18 protein-coding genes are annotated in these 16,782 nt (G+C 69.5%); 14 read left to right on the forward strand and 4 right to left on the reverse strand.

The window, feature by feature from the left end:
- The first annotated feature begins 64 nt into the window (after positions 1-64).
- Positions 65-1,435 (forward strand): HNH endonuclease signature motif containing protein, encoded by a 1,371-nt coding sequence (locus CHB84_RS08065; protein ID WP_176439844.1) that lies wholly within the window; start codon positions 65-67, stop codon positions 1,433-1,435.
- 6 nt (positions 1,436-1,441) lie between these two features.
- On the opposite strand, the gene cobM is transcribed toward CHB84_RS08065, so the two are convergent.
- The 3 genes from cobM to CHB84_RS08080 all read right to left on the reverse strand — a co-directional run bounded on the left by cobM (position 1,442) and on the right by CHB84_RS08080 (position 4,561).
- Complete coding sequence (cobM, locus tag CHB84_RS08070; RefSeq protein ID WP_089300906.1) at positions 1,442-2,215, reverse strand: precorrin-4 C(11)-methyltransferase; 774 nt, start codon at positions 2,213-2,215, stop codon at positions 1,442-1,444.
- A gap of 13 nt (positions 2,216-2,228) precedes the next feature.
- Entirely contained in the window at positions 2,229-3,485 is a 1,257-nt protein-coding gene (gene cbiE, locus CHB84_RS08075) for a precorrin-6y C5,15-methyltransferase (decarboxylating) subunit CbiE (protein ID WP_176439846.1), read from the reverse strand.
- A gap of 74 nt (positions 3,486-3,559) precedes the next feature.
- Positions 3,560-4,561, reverse strand: a complete 1,002-nt coding sequence (locus tag CHB84_RS08080) for an asparaginase (protein ID WP_245818622.1) — start codon at positions 4,559-4,561, stop codon at positions 3,560-3,562.
- 324 nt (positions 4,562-4,885) lie between these two features.
- Here CHB84_RS08080 and CHB84_RS08085 point away from each other — a divergent pair, with 324 nt between their 5' ends.
- The 11 genes from CHB84_RS08085 (at position 4,886) to CHB84_RS08130 (ending at position 15,260) form a co-directional block, all read left to right on the forward strand.
- Positions 4,886-7,027, forward strand: coding sequence for a putative cobaltochelatase (locus tag CHB84_RS08085; protein ID WP_089300907.1), 2,142 nt, complete (start codon positions 4,886-4,888; stop codon positions 7,025-7,027).
- Positions 7,027-7,641 carry a cob(I)yrinic acid a,c-diamide adenosyltransferase gene (gene cobO / locus CHB84_RS08090; protein ID WP_089300908.1) on the forward strand — a complete coding sequence of 205 codons (615 nt, stop codon included), beginning with the start codon at positions 7,027-7,029 and terminating at the stop codon, positions 7,639-7,641. The genes CHB84_RS08085 and cobO overlap by 1 nt, the downstream gene beginning before the upstream one ends.
- Before the next feature lie 11 nt (positions 7,642-7,652).
- Positions 7,653-9,041 carry a cobyrinic acid a,c-diamide synthase CobB gene (locus tag CHB84_RS08095; RefSeq protein ID WP_425432289.1) on the forward strand — a complete coding sequence of 463 codons (1,389 nt, stop codon included), beginning with the start codon at positions 7,653-7,655 and terminating at the stop codon, positions 9,039-9,041.
- Between the two features lie 19 nt (positions 9,042-9,060).
- On the forward strand, positions 9,061-10,116 hold the full coding sequence (gene cobC, locus CHB84_RS08100; RefSeq protein WP_089301056.1) for an Rv2231c family histidinol phosphate aminotransferase CobC: 1,056 nt from the start codon (positions 9,061-9,063) through the stop codon (positions 10,114-10,116).
- Between the two features lie 90 nt (positions 10,117-10,206).
- On the forward strand, positions 10,207-10,632 hold the full coding sequence (locus CHB84_RS08105; RefSeq protein WP_089300910.1) for a hypothetical protein: 426 nt from the start codon (positions 10,207-10,209) through the stop codon (positions 10,630-10,632).
- Positions 10,633-11,256 carry a DUF3558 domain-containing protein gene (locus CHB84_RS08110; protein WP_089300911.1) on the forward strand — a complete coding sequence of 208 codons (624 nt, stop codon included), beginning with the start codon at positions 10,633-10,635 and terminating at the stop codon, positions 11,254-11,256.
- Positions 11,257-11,296: 40 nt separating this feature from the next.
- Positions 11,297-11,890 (forward strand): DUF3558 domain-containing protein, encoded by a 594-nt coding sequence (locus CHB84_RS08115; RefSeq protein WP_176439849.1) that lies wholly within the window; start codon positions 11,297-11,299, stop codon positions 11,888-11,890.
- 40 nt (positions 11,891-11,930) lie between these two features.
- Positions 11,931-12,530, forward strand: a complete 600-nt coding sequence (locus tag CHB84_RS08120) for a DUF3558 domain-containing protein (RefSeq protein ID WP_176439850.1) — start codon at positions 11,931-11,933, stop codon at positions 12,528-12,530.
- Positions 12,531-12,570: 40 nt separating this feature from the next.
- Positions 12,571-13,167: a DUF3558 domain-containing protein gene (locus CHB84_RS08125; protein WP_176439851.1), complete on the forward strand. Its 597-nt coding sequence runs from the start codon at positions 12,571-12,573 to the stop codon at positions 13,165-13,167.
- Positions 13,167-14,483, forward strand: coding sequence for a WXG100 family type VII secretion target (locus tag CHB84_RS23775; protein WP_176439853.1), 1,317 nt, complete (start codon positions 13,167-13,169; stop codon positions 14,481-14,483). The genes CHB84_RS08125 and CHB84_RS23775 overlap by 1 nt, the downstream gene beginning before the upstream one ends.
- Before the next feature lie 30 nt (positions 14,484-14,513).
- Entirely contained in the window at positions 14,514-15,260 is a 747-nt protein-coding gene (locus tag CHB84_RS08130) for an ESX secretion-associated protein EspG (protein ID WP_089300915.1), read from the forward strand.
- 11 nt (positions 15,261-15,271) lie between these two features.
- Here the strand turns inward: CHB84_RS08130 and CHB84_RS08135 are convergent, their stop codons facing one another.
- On the reverse strand, positions 15,272-15,484 hold the full coding sequence (locus CHB84_RS08135; protein WP_089300916.1) for a hypothetical protein: 213 nt from the start codon (positions 15,482-15,484) through the stop codon (positions 15,272-15,274).
- Positions 15,485-15,663: 179 nt separating this feature from the next.
- Between CHB84_RS08135 and CHB84_RS08140 the strand changes: the two genes are divergently transcribed.
- Entirely contained in the window at positions 15,664-16,542 is an 879-nt protein-coding gene (locus CHB84_RS08140; RefSeq protein WP_176439855.1) for a helix-turn-helix domain-containing protein, read from the forward strand.
- The gene (locus CHB84_RS08145; protein WP_089300918.1) at positions 16,517-16,714 is read left to right on the forward strand and encodes a DUF397 domain-containing protein; all 198 of its coding nucleotides are present in this window, start codon (positions 16,517-16,519) and stop codon (positions 16,712-16,714) included. The genes CHB84_RS08140 and CHB84_RS08145 overlap by 26 nt, the downstream gene beginning before the upstream one ends.
- Positions 16,715-16,782: the final 68 nt, after the last annotated feature.

A 16,782-nucleotide genomic window follows, 5' to 3' on the forward strand; every position in this document is an offset into this window, starting at 1 on the left:
GATGCCGGGGATTCCCGGCGTGTCGCTGCTGCAGTGTCGAACGTGTGTGCGATACCATGGTGGTGTGTCGGAGTTCGTGCAGGTGGTTGGTCCGGCTGGGGTGATGTTCGTCCCGGCCGGGCAGGCGCCTGCGGTCGCGTTCACGCCCGCCGAGCAGGCCGAGATCCGGTGCCGCACGTTCACCGGGCAGCAGGTCGGCGAGTTGAGTGCCGAGCAGGTGATCGAGACGCTGGCCGCGGCCCGCCGGATCCGGGCGCACACCGATGCGATCGAGGCCCACGCCCTGGCCCGCCTCGACGAGTTGCGCGGTGGTGACCGGTATGTGGCCGATGAGGCGGCGCTGGAGTTGCGGGTCTCGCGGCACACGGCGGCGCTGCGGCTGCACCGGTCCCGCCAGCTCACCGCCCGCATGCCGCGGGTGTTGGCGGCGATGGAAGCCGGGGACGTGGAGGGTGCTGCCGCGGGACGGGTGGTCGAGGCGACCGACACGGTGGAGGACGAGCAGGCCCGCCAGGTGGACGAGCAGCTCGCGGAGAAACTCGAATCCGGCCGCATCAGCCCCACGAATCCGGCCAACCTGGCCCGCGCCGCCCGCAGGCTCGTGGAACAGGCCGACCCCGAGGGGCAGACGGAGCGTGCCCGCCAAGCCCGTGCCGGGCGCAAGGTGGAACTGCTGCCCGGCGAAGACGGTCTATCCACCCTCGCCGCCGACCTGCCCGCCGAAGTCGCCGCCTCCGCCTACGCCCGCATCGACGCGATGGCCCGCAAGCAACGTCACCGGGGTGACGAGCGCACCCTGGACCAGCTCCGGGCTGATATCCACGCCAACCTCCTCCTCGGGCAGGATCCCGGGGTGAGTGTGCCGGAGGCGGCGGCGACCGTGTTCCTGCACATGCCCATCAACACCGCACTGGGCATGAGCGACACCGGCTGCGAGCTCTCCGGCTACGGGCCCCTCCCCGCACCCATCGCCCGCCACATCCTGGCCGGCGAGAACAGCGTGTGGCGCACAGTCCTCACCGACCCCGCCAGCGGCGCGGTACTGGACGTGGGGCGCAGGCGCTACCGGCCCACCACCGCCATCCGCGACCTGGTGGCCGTGCGCGACGCCGAATGCACCACACCCGGCTGCCACCGGCCCGCCCAGCACAGCGACTACGACCACCTCCACGGATGGGGACGCGGTGAACACGGCACCACTGCCCACACCAACGGCGGAGCCAAATGCCGCCGGCACCACCGCATGAAAGACCACCCCCACTGGACCCTCCACCACAACCCCACCACCGGCACCACCACCATCACCACCCCCACCGGACGGTGCTACACCACGAAACAGCGTCCACCCGCAGCACCACCCGAACCGACCCCACCGGACACCCCCACCGACCGCACAACCAGCGGCACCGACCCACCAGGCGACCCGCCGTTCTGAACCGCCTCAGAGCGACTCCGGCTGGGTGCGCCGGTCCCGGCCCTTCGAGTAGAGAAAGCTGTCCGGGAAGTCCTCTGTGGCCAGAACCTTACCTACGAAGATGGTGGCGGCACGGGAGATGCCCGCGTCACGCACCCGTGTCGCGATCCCGGCGAGCGTGCCACGCACCACCTGCTCCTGGGGCTGGCTGGCGTGGGCGACCACGGCGACGGGGCAGTCCGGACCGTAGTGCGGCAGGAGCTCCTCGACCACCTGCTCGATGCGACCCACCCCCAGATGCACCGCGAGTGTCGTGCCGCTGGCGGCGAACGTCGCCAGATCCTCCCCCTCGGGCATGGCGGTGGACCGTGCCTGCGTGCGGGTGATCACCAGGCTCTGCCCCACGGTCGGCACGGTGAGCTCGCGTTTGAGTGTGGCGGCGGCCGCGGCGAACGCGGGTACGCCGGGCGTCACCTCGTACGGCACACCGGCCGCGTCCAGCCTGCGCATCTGCTCGGCGACTGCGCTGTAGACCGAGGGGTCGCCCGAGCACAGGCGGGCCACTGCGGGTCCGTCTCCGGTGCTGCCGGTGTGGGCGCTGATCAGCTCGTCGACGATCTCGTCGAGGGTGAGCTCGGCGGTGTCGACCATCCGGGCCTCGCCCGGGCAGTGCGCGAGCAGGTCGACGGGGGTGAGGCTGCCGGGGTAGAGGCACACGGCGCACTGCCCGAGCAGGTCACGACCGCGGACGGTGATGAGATCCGCCGCTCCGGGCCCGGCCCCGATGAAATGCACGGTCATCTCGTGTTCCCTCCTAGCCGGAGCTGTCCTGGCCCGGCTCGCTGACGAGCAGGCTGTACTGGGTGACGGTCCGGGCGGGCTGCCAGCCGGTGAACCCGCCGAGCGGCGCGGCGTGTTCCGCGCCGATGCGGAGGAGTTCGCCCCCGTAGTCGCGATACGCGGCCAGCAGGGCCGATTCGGCTTCCACGGTCACCGCGTGCGCGACGAGCCTGCCGCCCGGCGCGAGCGCGTCGACGCAGGCCGGAACCATCCCCGGCGCGCTCACCGCGCCGCCGAGGAAGATCGCGTCCGGTCTTTCGTCCGCGGGCAGGCCGTCCGGTGCGGCGTCGGTGACCACGCGCAGGTCGGGTACGCCGAGCAGGTGCGCGTTGCGTCCGATCCGCGCGGCCCGTGTGGGGTCGCGCTCGACAGCCAGCGCCCGGTTACTCGGGTGCACCCGGCACCACTCCACAGCGACACTGCCTGCGCCCGCGCCGATGTCCCACAGCAACTGGCCCGGTAACGGGGCGAGCCTGGCCAGCGCAGCGGCACGCAGGTCCCGCTTGGTGATCTGACCGTCGTGCTCGAACGCGTCGTCGGGCAGGCCCGCGATGGTGGTGTGCGGGACCGTGCCGGCGTCGGCGGCGCACTCGACGGCCACGACGTTGAGGTCGGAACCCGGCGGGTGCGACCAGCCGCGCGCCGTCCCCTGGTAACTGCGCTCGCCGTCCGCGCCGAGGTTCTCCAGCACGGTCAGGGTGCTTGGCCCGTAGCCGCGGTCGGCCAGCAGCCCGGCGACCTCGCCCGGTGTGTCGGCGGTGGACGACAGCACCAGCAGCCGCCTGCCCGGTGCCAGTGCCCGTGCCACGCGGTCCACGCTGCGCGCGACCGAGCTGATCACCTCGGTCTCCTCGAATGACCAGCCGAGCCGGGCGCGCGCCAGCGTCACCGAGGACAGCGCGGGCACGACGCGGACCGACGCCTGCCCGTACCGCGTGATCAGCGTGGTCGCTATCCCGGAAAGCAGGGGGTCGCCGCTGGCGAGAACGCACCTGCGCCGCTCGGCGTGCTCGGCGAGCAGCCCGTCCAGCGCGGGCAGTAGCGGGCTCGGCCACTCCACCCTGGTCGCCGGGACGGACGCCGGGACGAGCTCGAGCTGGCGCCTGCCGCCGAACAGCACGTCACACGCGCCGATCTCGTCCCGGGCCCCGTCCGCAAGGCCGGGCCAGCCGTCGGCGCCGATACCGACGACGGTGAGCACGTCGTTCGTGGGGTGGTTGGCGGGGGGCACGCCTCGCACGGTATCCGAGCGGCTGACCGGCGGCGCGGTCGGTCCAGAGCTCGGAGGTGGCGCTGCAGGGCAGGTCAGCCCGCCAGGGCGGCGAACGTGTCGGAGATCTCGGTGTGGCCGGCATCGCGCTCCAGCAGCCGGACCAGCAGGATGCGGGCCTTGAACGGGTCGAGGAACCCGGCGTTGATCAGCCCGCGCCGCTGCAGGTCCTGCTCGGAGCCCGGATAGCCGTAGCTGGCACGGTGCACCGCACCCGCTCCGGTGCGGGTAGCCAGCACCACCGGTACCCGCGCGGCGTAGGTGGCGAGCAGGTCGACCGTGTCTTCCGGCACGTGGCCCACCCCGAACCCGGCGACGACCAGCCCGTCCAGCCCCGGCCGGTAGGGCCGGAGCAGCGCGAGATCGTCGCCGAGCGCGGTCGGGACGACCGGCACGGTCCGCGGGTCGGGGGCGTCCGGTCGCGGCAGGACGGTGCGCGCTTCCGGTCGCACCAGCAGGCGGGGCGTGCCCTCCACGAGGTGCCCGATCGGGCCGGTGTCCGGTGAGGCGAAGGCCGCGGTGCTGGTGGTGTGTGTCTTGCGGACGTGCCTGGACGAGTGGATCTCGTCGGACATCACCACGAGGCAGCCGAGGCCGCGCACGGCGGGCTCGGCCGCGACCGCGATCGCCGCGAGCAGGTTGGCGGGACCGTCGGCCCCGGCCAGGCTGGGGCTGCGCATCGCGCCGGTCACCACGAGCGGGATGTCCGCGCGCACGGTGAGGTCCAGGAAGAACGCCGACTCCTCCAGGGTGTCGGTGCCCTGGGTGACGACGACGCCGTCGGTATCCGAATCGGCGAGCTTGTCGACGAGCGTGGTGAGCTCGGCCAGGTCGGCCAGGCCCAGCGACGGGCTCGGCACGGACCGGAGGGTGTGCGTGGTCAGCTCGACGCCGCGCTCCGCCAGCCCGGGAACCGACTCCAGCAGGTCATCGGCATCCAGCTCGGGTGCCGCGCCATCCCCGTCCGGCGATCGGGTCATGGCGATCGTGCCGCCGAGCGCGATCACCGCGATGCGTGGTGTGGATGCATTGCGCACGCCTGGAACACTCCCGTCGAGTCGATGTGTCACCGCGTGATCAGCACTGTGGGTACACGATGGGACTTCTCACGTCCACCTCCGCATACGGTTGTGGGATGATGCGCCGGGCGGCCAAGCGAGGAACCTGGTGAGCGCCGCGAGCGCGAGTCCAGGGCGGTCCCGCCACTGTGACCGGCCCGCCCTCGCCGGTAGCCGACACCCGTCGGCTCGCGGGGCGGCCGGGAGCCAGAGCGTCGCTGGCCGTCGCCCGTGCCGGGGATATCCCGGGCGTGGCCGAGCTGGAGCGGGCGAGGATACCCGTCGATAGCGAAGGAGTCGTTCGTGCGACCGTTTCCGTTCACCGCCGTGGTAGGCATGGCCGACCTGCGGCTCGCCCTCGTGCTCTCCGCCGTGTCACCGGCCATCGGAGGGGTCCTGGTGCGCGGCGAGAAGGGCACCGCGAAATCCACCATGGTCCGTGCGCTCGCCGGGCTGCTGCCCGATGTCGACGTGGTGGACGGCTGCCGGTTCTCCTGCGACCCGGCCGACCCGGACCCGGCGTGCCCGGACGGCCCGCACGAGGACGGTAGCGGCCATCACCGGCGTCCGGCCCGGCTCGTGGAGCTGCCGGTGGGGGCCGCTGAGGACCGCGTGGTGGGTTCGCTGAACCTGGAGCGTGCGCTCGGCGAGGGCGTCACCGACTACCAGCCGGGGCTGCTCGCCGCGGCGCACCGTGGCCTGCTCTACGTCGACGAGGTCAACCTGCTGCATGACCACCTGGTCGACGTCCTGCTGGACGCCGCGGCGATGGGCAGGTCGACGGTCGAGCGGGAGGGCGTGTCGATCTCGCATGCCGCGCGGTTCGTGCTGATCGGGACGATGAACCCGGAGGAGGGCGAGCTGCGCCCCCAGCTGCTTGACCGTTTCGGGCTCACCGTCGAGGTCGCTACCAGCCACGACGCCCAGGAGCGGGTGGAGGTCGTGCGCAGGCGGATGGCCTACGAGAGCGACCCGGACGACTTCGCCGACACCTACGCCGACTCCGAGGCCGAGCTGGCCAAGAAGATCGACGCGGCGCAGCAGCTGCTGCCGTCCGTGCGGCTGACCGACAGCGCGCTCGTGCAGATCGCCGAGGTGTGCGCCTCGTTCGAGGTCGACGGGATGCGGGGGGACATCGTGATGGCGCGCACCGCGGCGGCGCACGCCGCGTGGGCCGGTCGCGACGAGATCACCACCGAGGACATCCGGGTCGCCGCACGCCTCGCGCTACCGCACCGGCGTAGGCGCAACCCGTTCGATGCCCCCGGCATCGACGATCAGGAGCTCGAGAACGCCCTCGACCAGGCGCGATCCGAACTGGACTCGTCCGGTTCGGACGGTCCGGATTCCGACGACCCGCCCGGCGGGCAGGACGGCCCGGACGGTCCCGATGGTCCGGATGGCCCCGATGGCCCCGATGGTCCGGACGGGCCGGACGGGCCCGGCGGTGGTGTGCCGGAGGGCGCACCGCAGGAGCAGCAGGGTGGCAGGCAGGACCGGACGCAGCAGCAGGGCGAGCACGGCGAGCAGGGCAACAGCGAGCAGGGCAACAGCGAGCAGGAGTCCGGGAGCGGGGGCAAGGACCCCGAACGCACCGTGGGTTCCGGCAGCCCGTACCGGGCGCGGTTGCTGTCGGTGGACGGCAGCGGCTCCGGGGAGCAGGGCAAGCGCTCCCGGGCGATCACCGAGACCGGGCGCACGATCGGTGTGCAGCCCCCGGGTGGCCGCGATTCGGGCCGTTCACGCAGCCCTCACCTGATCGCCACGCTGCGCGCCGCCGCGCCGCACCAGCGCGCGCGGGGGCGCACCGGATCCGGTCTCGTCGTCCAGCCGCGCGACCTGCGTTACGCACAGCGCGAGGGCAAGGAAAGCAACCTGGTGCTGTTCTGCGTGGACGCATCAGGCTCGATGGGGGCACGGGAACGCATGCGGGAGGTCAAGTCGGCCGTGCTGTCCCTGCTGCTGGATGCCTACCAGCGGCGCGACAAGGTCGGCATGGTGGCGTTCCGGGGCTCGGAGGCCACGCTCGCGCTGCCCGCGACCTCCAGCGTGGAGGCCGCGGCCGCGCGCCTGGAGGACCTGCCCACCGGTGGGCGTACCCCGCTGGCCGAGGGGCTGCGCAAGTCCGCGGAGACGCTGCGGATCGAGGCGATCCGTGACCCGCGCAGGCGCCCGCTGCTCGTCGTCGTCACGGACGGGCGGGCCACCAGCGGTAGCGAGCCGGTCGCCCGCTCGCACGCGGCCGCGGACGCGCTGGCCGCGAGCGGGACCGCCAGCGTGGTGATGGACTGTGAGACCGGCCGGATGCGGCTCGGGCTCGCCGGTGAGCTCGCCGAGCGGTTGGGCGGCGAGCACGTCCCGCTGGGCTCGGTCGCCGCGGACGCCCTGGCCGGGGAGATCAAGGCGCGCACCGCGCAGGCGAGCACGATACGGAGGGCAGCGTAATGCCGAAAGGGCAGCCGGATGTGATCCCGGACGACGGGCTGACGACCCGCCAGCGCAGGAACCGGCCGATCCTGGCCGTGCACACCGGGGAGATGAAGGGCAAGTCGACCTCGGCGTTCGGCATGGCGCTGCGCGCGTGGAACCAGGGCTGGTCGATCGCGGTGTTCCAGTTCGTCAAGTCCGCCAAGTGGCGCGTCGGGGAGGAGTCGGCGTTGCGCGCGCTCGGCACCGTGCACGAGCAGACCGGCGAGGGCGGACCCGTCGAGTGGCACAAGATGGGCGAGGGCTGGAGCTGGACCCGCAAGAAGGGCAGCGAGGAGGACCACGCCGCCAACGCCCGCGAGGGGTGGGCGGAGATCAAGCGCCGGGTCGAGGCGCAGCAGCACGACTTCTACGTCCTCGACGAGTTCAGCTACCCGCTGCACTGGGGCTGGGTCGACACCGACGAGGTGGTCGAGACGCTGCGCAACAGGGGAGGCCGCCAGCACGTGGTGATCACCGGGCGCAAGGCACCGCCCGCGCTGATGGACGCGGCCGACCTCGTCGTCGAGATGACCAAGCACAAGCACCCGATGGATGTCGGCCAGAAGGGGCAGCGGGGGATCGAATGGTGACCCTGCCGCGACTGGTCGTCGCCGCACCCGCGTCCGGGCACGGGAAGACCACCGTGGCCACGGGGCTGATGGCCGCGCTGCGGGAGCGGGGGCTGTCCGTGTCCGGCCACAAGGTGGGCCCCGATTACATCGACCCCAGCTACCACGCGCTGGCCACCGGCAGGCCCGGCCGCAACCTGGACCCCTACCTGCAGGGGGAGGAGCGGGTGGTGCCGCTGCTGCGGCACGGCGCCGGTGTGGCGCCCGAAGCGGACGTGGCGGTCGTCGAAGGTGTGATGGGCCTGTTCGACGGCGCGCTCGGCTCGCACGGGTATGCCTCGACGGCGCACGTGGCGCGGCTGGTGGAGGCGCCGGTCGTGCTCGTCGTCGACGCCAGCGCCACCGGGCGCAGCGTCGCGGCGATGGTGCACGGCTTCGCGACGTACGATTCCCGCGTGCACCTGGCCGGGGTGATCCTCAACAAGCTGGGCTCCGAGCGGCACGAGACCGAGTTGTGCGCGGCGCTGGAACCGCTCGGCGTTCCGGTGCTCGGTGCCCTGCACCGCGCGGACGGCATTCACGCGCCCAGCCGCCACCTGGGGTTGGTCCCCGTCGCCGAGCGCGAGCGCGAGGCGGCCGGGATGCTGCGGAGGCTGCGCGAGTGGGTCACGGCGGGGGTGGATCTCGACGAGGTGATGCGGGTGGCCCGGCAGGCGCCCGAGCTGTCCGGGCCCGCGTGGGATCCCGCCGAGGAGCTTGCGCAGGTGCCGGTTGCCGGAACCTCCGTGGGCGGGAGCGGGCGCACGGTCGTGGCGGCTGCCGCCGGTCAGGCGTTCACGTTCCGCTACGCGGAGAACATCGAGCTGCTGCGCGCGGCAGGCGTCGACGTCGTCGACATCGATCCGCTGTCCGACCAGTCGCTGCCCGAGGGCTGCGCAGGGCTGTACTTCGGTGGCGGGTTCCCCGAGGTGCACATCGAGGGGCTGGCGGCCAACGCGGCGCTGCGCGCCGAGGTCGCATCTGCCGTGGCGCGCGGGGTCCCGATCGTCGCCGAGTGCGCCGGGCTGACCTACCTGTGTACCGAGCTCGACGGCGCGCCGATGACGGGGGTGCTGGACGCGACCGCGACCATGACGAGCCGCCGCACACTCGGCTACCGTACGGCCACTGTAGACAGCGAGAGTTTCCTCGCGCCTGCGGGGGCGCCGGTGACGGGACACGAGTTCCACCGCACCCAGGTCACGCCAAGGCACGGACAGAGCGCGGCTTGGCGCTGGCAGGACAGCCGGGAAGGGTTCGTCACGCCGTCGGTGCACGCCTCGTACCTGCACGTGCACTGGGCGGGGTATCCGGTGCTGGCCTCCCGATTCGCCGCCGCCGCCCACGCCCGTGCGCCCGGGTTGGTGAGCGAGCGTGGCTGAGCCTGCCGAGTCGGAAGGCATGGACCTGCGCCACCACGGCGACCGGGATGTCTCCGACGGCCTGGTGGACCTGGCGGTGAACGTGCGGCTGCCCGAACCGCCCGGATGGCTGCGCGAGGAGATCGTGGCCAGCCTCGACCGGCTGGCCGCCTACCCGGACGCGACGGAGGCGACCAAGGCCGTGGCAGCCCTGCACGGCCGCACCCCCGACGAGGTGCTGGTCACCTCGGGGGCCGCGGAGGCGTTCTCGCTGCTGGCGCGTGCCCTGCGGCCGGCTTCGGCGGCGATCGTGCACCCGCAGTTCACTGAGCCGGACGTGGCGCTGCGCACAGCGGGGCACCCGGTGCAGCACGTGGTGCTGGACGCGGACGAGGGCTTCCCGCTGCGCCCGGAGGAGGTGCCTGCCGAGGCCGACCTCGTGATGATCGGCAACCCCACCAACCCGACGTCGGTGTTGCATCCCGCCGAGTCGGTCCGGCAGCTGTGCCGGCCGGGCAGGATCGTGGTGGTCGACGAGGCCTTCGCCGATGCCGTCCCCGGCGAGCCCGAGAGCCTCGCCGCCGATCGTGCCCCCGGGCTGGTGGTGATCCGTAGCCTCACCAAGACGTGGGGGATCGCGGGGCTGCGCGCCGGGTACGTGCTCGGTGAGCCCGAGGTCATCGAGGGGCTGCGCGCGGTGCAGCCGCCCTGGTCGGTGTCGACACCGGCGGCGGCAGCCGTCGTGGCCTGCAGTGGGGCGCGGGCGACGACGCAGGCCCGCGAGCTGGCCGTGGCGGCCGAACGGGACCGGCAGGTACTGGTGGACGGGCTGCGCGCGCTGGAGCCGCGAGGTGTGCACCTGGTGGGGGAACCGAGGGCGCCGTTCGTGCTGCTGTGCGCGCCCGACGGCGAGCGGGTGCGGCTGCGGCTGCGTGAGCTGGGGTACGCGGTGCGACGTGGGGATACGTTCCCGGGGCTGTCGGCGGACTGGATGCGGGTCGCGGTGCGAGACGAGCACACCACCCGCGGGTTCCTCGACGCGCTGGTGCAGGCGCTGGAGGGAACCGCGCGTCAGCACGCTCCGTCCCAGGTGTGATTGCCGGGATAGTACGCTCCGGATACGGTACGTGTGCGTGGCGGCACTGGGGATGAGCGCCTGAGGCCGCCGGTCGAGGGAGGGACACGGATGGCCGACGAGGAAGACAGCGGGGCACCGCCACTGCCGTTGCCCCACGTGGATGACGCCCCCATGCCGATAGGCCCGCAGCAGGTGCGCGCGCAGTCCGATGCGAAAGCGCAGGCAGCCGGGCTGGAGGACATCGCCTTCGACAGCGAGGGCGTCGACAAGGTGATCAAGCGGCTGAAGGACATCCGGCAGGAGCTGGCGGATGCGCAAGAGTTGGCGGAGCCGCTCCGCAACATCCAAAAGAAGAGTGACCCGGTAAGCAGCAGCTACGCTGACACGGCGAATGACGGAGGCGCCGCGTACCTCGCTTTCCTGACGAAGGAGATCGCTGAGCTTACGGACTTGATCGAGCAAGCGGAGGAGATGAAGGCTGAGCGGGAACGACACGAGGACGATGTCGCAGCCGGCCTGGAGGGACAAGCCTGAATGAGGACACGTGCTACGGGGTTGATTTCGTTGGTAGCTGTGGCGATTCTGGTGCTGGCGGGATGCTCGGACGGTGCTGAGGGGACAGCCGGACCCACGGACTCGGAAAACGAGTCTCAGGAGGCACCAATGTTGCCGCATAGTGGTGCGCCTGCGGTGGAGGATCCAATCGCGGACACCAAGGCGTTCGAGAAGGACACCTGCGCTGTGTTGCCCGAGGAGGAGCTGCATCGACTGGCAGTTGACGTGGCTGGGACCGAAACTGAACGAGATCATGAGGCCGGGCCAGCTTGTCGGTGGCGGACCGAAACCCGTGACGAGTCGTTCACGACTGCCTTGTTGACCGCTGATGGTGAGGGATTGAGCAGTTCATACGAGAATGCTGATGACGATGGGCTGTTGAACGAACTTGAACCGATTGCGGGTCACCCTGCGATCGCGGTTGATCTGATCGACCGTCGTGACCAGGGCTATTGCAACGTCGCTGTAGGTCTCCGAGATGATTTGAGTTTCTATGTGGGATTGAGCTCGTTCGTTCCGGACAGCCCGTTCTATGACGACCCGTGTGGTGCGGCATATGAGATCGCGGAGATGGCTGTGGAGACCATCAAGGGGGGTCAGTGATGTCGGGTGGGGTCACGTGGTCTGGTCTGGGGTGAGTGTGATGGTGGCTGCTGCGATGCTGTTGGCGGGGCGGTCTCAGGAGACTGGTGGCGACGCCGAGGCGGAGGCCCCGGATAGTGGTAAGCAGCAGAGTGCGGATTTGCCGCATAGTGGCGCTCCTGCGGTGCAGGATCCGATCGAGGACACGTCGGCATTCGAGAACGACGTCTGCAGTGTGCTGACTGAGGCGCAGGTGGACCGGCTGGATGTTGAAATCCAACAATCTGAAGAGGATGGGCAAGATTTTGGCCCGGCGTGCCGGTGGCGAACCGAGACACGCGATGAGTCGTTCACGACCGCGTTGTTGACCGTTGATGGCGAGGGACTGAGCACGTCGTATGCGGATGAGCAGGCGGATCGCGTGGAGCTGTTCGAGGAGCTGGATCTGATTGCGGGACACCCCGTGGTCGCTGTGGACTTGAACGATGACCGTGAAGACGGCTACTGCAACGTTGAGGTTGGGTTGCGAGATGACTTGAGTTTCTATCTGGCATTGAGTGCAGATGTCGATTCCAGCCCGTATCACGATGACTCGTGTGGTGCGGCGTATGAGATCGCGGGGATGGCTGTGGAGACCATCGAGGGGGGTCAGTGATGTGGGGCGGGGCCGCATGGTCTGGTCTGGGGTGAGTGTGGTGGCTGCAGCGGTGTTTCTGTTGGCAGGGTGTTCTCACGAGGCTGGTGGGGAGGCTGAGCCGGAGGCCCCGGATAGCGGTCAGCAGCAAGAGGACGTGAACTTGCCGCACAGTGGGGCTCCTGCGGTGGAAGATCCGATCGAGGACACCTCGGCGTTCGAGACCGACATCTGCAGCGTGTTAACGGATGAGCAGTTGGATCGGTTGTCCGCTGACGTGGCCCAGGCGGAGCCGGATCCGGAGAACGACATCGGGCCGACCTGCAATTGGCGAACTGATACGCGCGACGAATCGTTTGGCGGCTCACTGCTGACCACTGATGGCGAGGGTTTGAGCAGCTCGTATGAGAATGCAGAAGCAGGGGGGTCTGAGTTATTCATGGAGCTGGATCCGATTGATGGCCATCCAGCAATCGCGGTAGACCTGAATGATGGTCGCGAGGATGGATACTGCAATGTTTCGGTTGGGCTGCGGGATGACCTAAGCTTCTATCTTGGTCTTGACGCCATTCGCGACTCGAGTCCGTATCACGATGACCCTTGTGATGCAGCCTATGAGATCGCGGAGATGGCTGTGGAGACCATCAAGGGGGGTCAGTGATGTCGGGTGGGGTCACGTGGTCTGGTGTGGGGTGAGTGTGATGGTGGCTGCTGCGATGCTGTTGGCGGGGTGTTCTGAGGATACTGGTGGCGACGCCGAGGCGGAAGGCCCCGATTGCGGTCACCAGCAGAGCGCGGATTTGCCGCATAGCGGGGCTCCAGCGGTGGGGGATCCGATTAAGGACACCTCAGAGTTCGAGGACGATATTTGCAGTGTGTTACCCGAGGACCATTGGGATCGTTTGCCAGCTGACATCAGTGGGGGAGAATCAGAGGTTGATCACGACATCGGGCCGACGTGCCGATGGGAAACCGAGACTGGAAACGAGCAGTTCACCACTGCATTACTGACAACTGACGGTGAAGGACTGAGCAGCTCCTATGCCAATGCGCAGGACGACGGCGCGGAGTTGTTCATGGAGCTGGATCCGATTAGTGGACATCCTGCTATCGCGGTCGATCTGAATGATGATCGAGAGGATGGGTACTGCAACGTTGCAGTCGAACTTCGGGACGTTCTCAGCTTCTATGTTGGGTTGAGCACTTTTGTTCCGGAGAGCTCGTTCTACAACGACCCGTGCGGTGCGGCACATGAGATCGCAGCGATGGCTGTGGAGACGATGAAGGGGGCTAGGTGATGGGGCATCCTGCTACGGGGCATGGGCTGTCCGGTGCCGAGATCTACAAGAAGATCACGGAGGACGGTCGGTTCACCGATTCGCTGGGCGAGGGTGAGGCGACCGCTCGCGACCTCCATAGCCGTCACATGGACATCTCCGACGAGCTGGCGTCGCTGCATCGCACCGTCGACGAGGTGTGGCGTGGCGAGTCGGCCGAGGCGTTCAAGGCCAAGCTGGACCAGATCCGGAACCGTTCCGCCGAGACGGCCGCCGCCGTCAGCCCGTCCAGCTTCAGCATGAGCAGCCAGAACGGCTCGTTCGACCGCGTCTACAACGAGGTGGAGCCCGTCGAGGGCACTATCGAGGAAGCCACCGGCGGGGACTGGCGTGACTACGTGAGCTGGACTCAACTGGTCGACTCGAAGGAAGAGCAGCGCGAAGCGTGGCGGGAGAAGGACGCCAAGAACCGCCAAGCGTACTCTGCCTACGCCACGGAGTCCGGGGAGAACCAGGTCCGGATCTCCCAGGAACGGGACTACCCCGACCCGGACAAGGATTCGAGCGGCTCCTCGAAATCAAGCGGCGGAACGACCGCGCCCTCGTCGGTTACCCAGCCCGGCACGACGGCGCCGACCGCGTCGGGTGGTGCTGGTACGACAGCTCCGGCTGGGGCGGCGCCCGCTGGGAGCGGTGGTTCGACGGCGGCGCCGGGGGTCGGGGGGACTGGTGCCGCTGGTGGTGGCACTGCTGGTTCCGGTGGTGCTGCTGGGGGCGCTGGTGCTGGTGGTCGGCAGGGTGGTGTGCGGTTGCCGGATGGCAGTATTCGGTATCCGGATGGCACGATCCGGCGGCCGGATGGGAGTTTGGTGCGTCCGGATGGGACGGTGATCCCGCCGAGTGGCACGAGTGCCTCGGGTGTGGGGGCGGGGCGTGCCGCTGGGGATTTCGGGCCGACCGGCTCGGGCGCTGGTGGCGCTGGGGGGATGGTGGCCGGCGGAATGGCTGGTGCCGGTGGTGCTGCTGCTGGTGGGGGTCCGGGTGGTGCGGGTGCCTATAGCGGGCAGGGCCAGTTCGGGCCGACCGGTTCGGGGGGTGCGGCCGGTGCTGCCGGGGGTCAGGCTGGTGCCGGGGGTGGTCGTGCGATGGGTGGGGGCATGATGGGTGCCGGTGGTGGTCGTGGTGGCCAGGGGGGTGGTGATGAGGAGCATGAGCGCAAGTTCGTGCAGGATGAGCAGCTGGACAGTGGGTTGCCGGTGATGCGGGATGAGCATGGGGAGAAGGAGTACGACCCGGTGACGGGGATGGTCATCATCGATGGGGTCATCGGCGAGTAGCGCCACGGGTACACGAGAGGGGGAGCGGCGGTGATTTCGCGGCCGGTGACGATCAGCCTGGAGACCTACTCCACGCTGCTGGACAAGGAGAACCTCGGCGAGGCCCACACCACGCTGCTCGGCGGCGCCATGTGGTATCCGCCGGATGCCGCCCGCGAGCGCGATGTGCGGGTGCTCGGTGAGCTGCGCGAGCAGGGGCTGGTGGATGGCACGCGGGTGTCCGAGGCCTTCTACGACACGCTGGTCACCATGCAGCGCCCCACCGTCGAGTACTACACCATCGCCTCCATCGACGAGCAGACGGTGACCATCCGCGCAGCCGCGCACGGCAGGGACACGGTACTGGTGACCAGCCGGGGGCAGGACATCGAGATCGAACCCATCCCGGTCGAGCAGATGGGGGCGCGTGTTGCTGCGGCACTGCCCGCCACCCCCGCCGCCCGGGTGCACTCGATGAGCTGCGACCCGGCCGATCTGACCGCGGCGCAGAAGGACCAGGCGTTCGGCTCCGATGCCAGCTCGCGCGACGCCAAACGCATGAAGCGGGTCCTCGAGCAGGAACGCACCCACGCCGGGCAGCTCTATGCCGCAGTCCGCGACGGCTACGGGGGCGGGAACGTCACCACGACCCCGGTCCCGTGCTGGTTCGACACCGTCGAGTCCGGCCGTGTCCTGCTGAGCGAGACCACGGGCGGGTGGGTCACCCTCCTCGGCGCGGACGTGATGACGATCGCCAACAAGTTCGGTGAGCTGGAGACCACCCTGCGGCACGGCTGAGGCGGCGCCCGTCACGGCTCTCCGGAACGCATGGTGTCCAGCACCTCCGAGCACCGCGCGACCAGCCGTTCCAAGCCCGCCTCGTCCGCGATCATGTCCAGGCCGCTCGATCGCACACCGCCCAGGCGGAGCTGGGCCTCGTCTCCCACGACCTCGCCGGTGATCCGGCACGAACCGTCGATCCTGACCCAGGAATCGACCTCGATGCCGTGACTGCTGAACATTCCCGCGCTCCCTTGCTCCGTACCGATGGGTCGGGCCGGCCGGGTGGGCATGGACGCTTCACCACGAGCGGAGCCGGCCCACCCGGCCGACATATGCAGAATATAAGTACGCAATTGCACGATCAATGTACCGATCGTGTGTACCCATATAGCGTGTAGTTGCCGATAGGATGCGGTCCATGAAGACTGCCACCCGCGCGAAGCGGCGCCTGGGACGGTTCCTCAACGAGTCACGCGTCCAAGCCGGTGTGCGTCTGGAAGATGCGGCTACCGAGCTCAAGACCGCGGACAGCACCGTGAGCCGCTACGAGTCGGGTCAAGTCATGCCCGTCTGGGCGACCGTGCTCGCCCTGTTGAACCGCTACGGGGCCACGGACGAGAGCCGCTCGCGCGCCGTCGAGCTGTGGGAGAACGCACGGGACGAGCCGCCCTCCATCCGGCTCCCGACCGGCGCTCCGAAGTCGTTCCGCAGGTTGGTCAACGCCGAACGGGAAGCGGAGCGTATCCGAGCCGTCGAACCGTTTGTCGTGCCAGGAATCATGCAAACTGAGCCCTACATCCGTGCGCTCATCGCCGCAGGGCATCGCTTCCACGACACGGACGAACAAACGGACAAGTTGGTGAGTGCACGGCTGGCTCGGCAACGCCTCCTCGAAGAATCCGGTCCGGTGGCGCTTCACGCCGTGATCGACGAGGCGGTGATCAGGCGAATGGTCGGTGGTCCCGACGTCATGCGAGGTCAATTGGAGCACTTGCTCGAACTCGGCGACCGAGAGCACATCACGATTCAGGTCATGCCGTTCGGCGTCGGCGCCTACGGACCCATGGCGGGGTCCTGCATCATCGTCGACTATCCTGAGCCGGACGAGGTTCCCGGTGTCTACCTCGAGTACCCGGCAGGCGGCTCCTGGGTGGATAATGCGAGCGACGTAGAACGCTTCACCACCATGTTCGACGACGCCGCGCGAGCCGCGCTGTCCCCGGGTGACTCGGCGGCGTTGCTCACGCGACAGATAGGGGCCCTGGACACCGATGACCAGCAGCACGAGGTGGCGTAAGAGCAGTTACTCCGGCGGGCAGAACAACGCCTGCGTCGAGATCGACCGGCGCGCCGAGGTTACCGGTATCCGCGACAGCAAAGTCCCGAACGGCAACAGCCTCACCGTCCCGATAGCCACTTGGGTCGCCTTCACGGGCGGTCTCCTGCGTGGCGCGTACGAACAGCCGTGATGCGAAGGAGCCCAATGTGACCTCGGTTCCATAGAAGGAGCCAAATGTCACATTGGGCTCCCACCCCG

The sequence above is a fragment of the Haloechinothrix alba genome, assembly GCF_900188115.1.
Lineage (GTDB): Bacteria > Actinomycetota > Actinomycetes > Mycobacteriales > Pseudonocardiaceae > Haloechinothrix > Haloechinothrix alba.

Coding starts and splice junctions, on each gene's coding strand:
- cobM (WP_089300906.1), bottom strand. CDS start 2,215: ATGACCGTGCATTTCATCGGGGCCGGGCCCGGAGCGGCGGATCTCATC.
- cobO (WP_089300908.1), top strand. CDS start 7,027: ATGCCGAAAGGGCAGCCGGATGTGATCCCGGACGACGGGCTGACGACC.
- cobC (WP_089301056.1), top strand. CDS start 9,061: ATGGACCTGCGCCACCACGGCGACCGGGATGTCTCCGACGGCCTGGTG.
- CHB84_RS08105 (WP_089300910.1), top strand. CDS start 10,207: ATGGCCGACGAGGAAGACAGCGGGGCACCGCCACTGCCGTTGCCCCAC.
- CHB84_RS08110 (WP_089300911.1), top strand. CDS start 10,633: ATGAGGACACGTGCTACGGGGTTGATTTCGTTGGTAGCTGTGGCGATT.
- CHB84_RS08115 (WP_176439849.1), top strand. CDS start 11,297: ATGGTGGCTGCTGCGATGCTGTTGGCGGGGCGGTCTCAGGAGACTGGT.
- CHB84_RS08125 (WP_176439851.1), top strand. CDS start 12,571: ATGGTGGCTGCTGCGATGCTGTTGGCGGGGTGTTCTGAGGATACTGGT.
- CHB84_RS23775 (WP_176439853.1), top strand. CDS start 13,167: ATGGGGCATCCTGCTACGGGGCATGGGCTGTCCGGTGCCGAGATCTAC.
- CHB84_RS08135 (WP_089300916.1), bottom strand. CDS start 15,484: ATGTTCAGCAGTCACGGCATCGAGGTCGATTCCTGGGTCAGGATCGAC.
- CHB84_RS08140 (WP_176439855.1), top strand. CDS start 15,664: ATGAAGACTGCCACCCGCGCGAAGCGGCGCCTGGGACGGTTCCTCAAC.
- CHB84_RS08145 (WP_089300918.1), top strand. CDS start 16,517: ATGACCAGCAGCACGAGGTGGCGTAAGAGCAGTTACTCCGGCGGGCAG.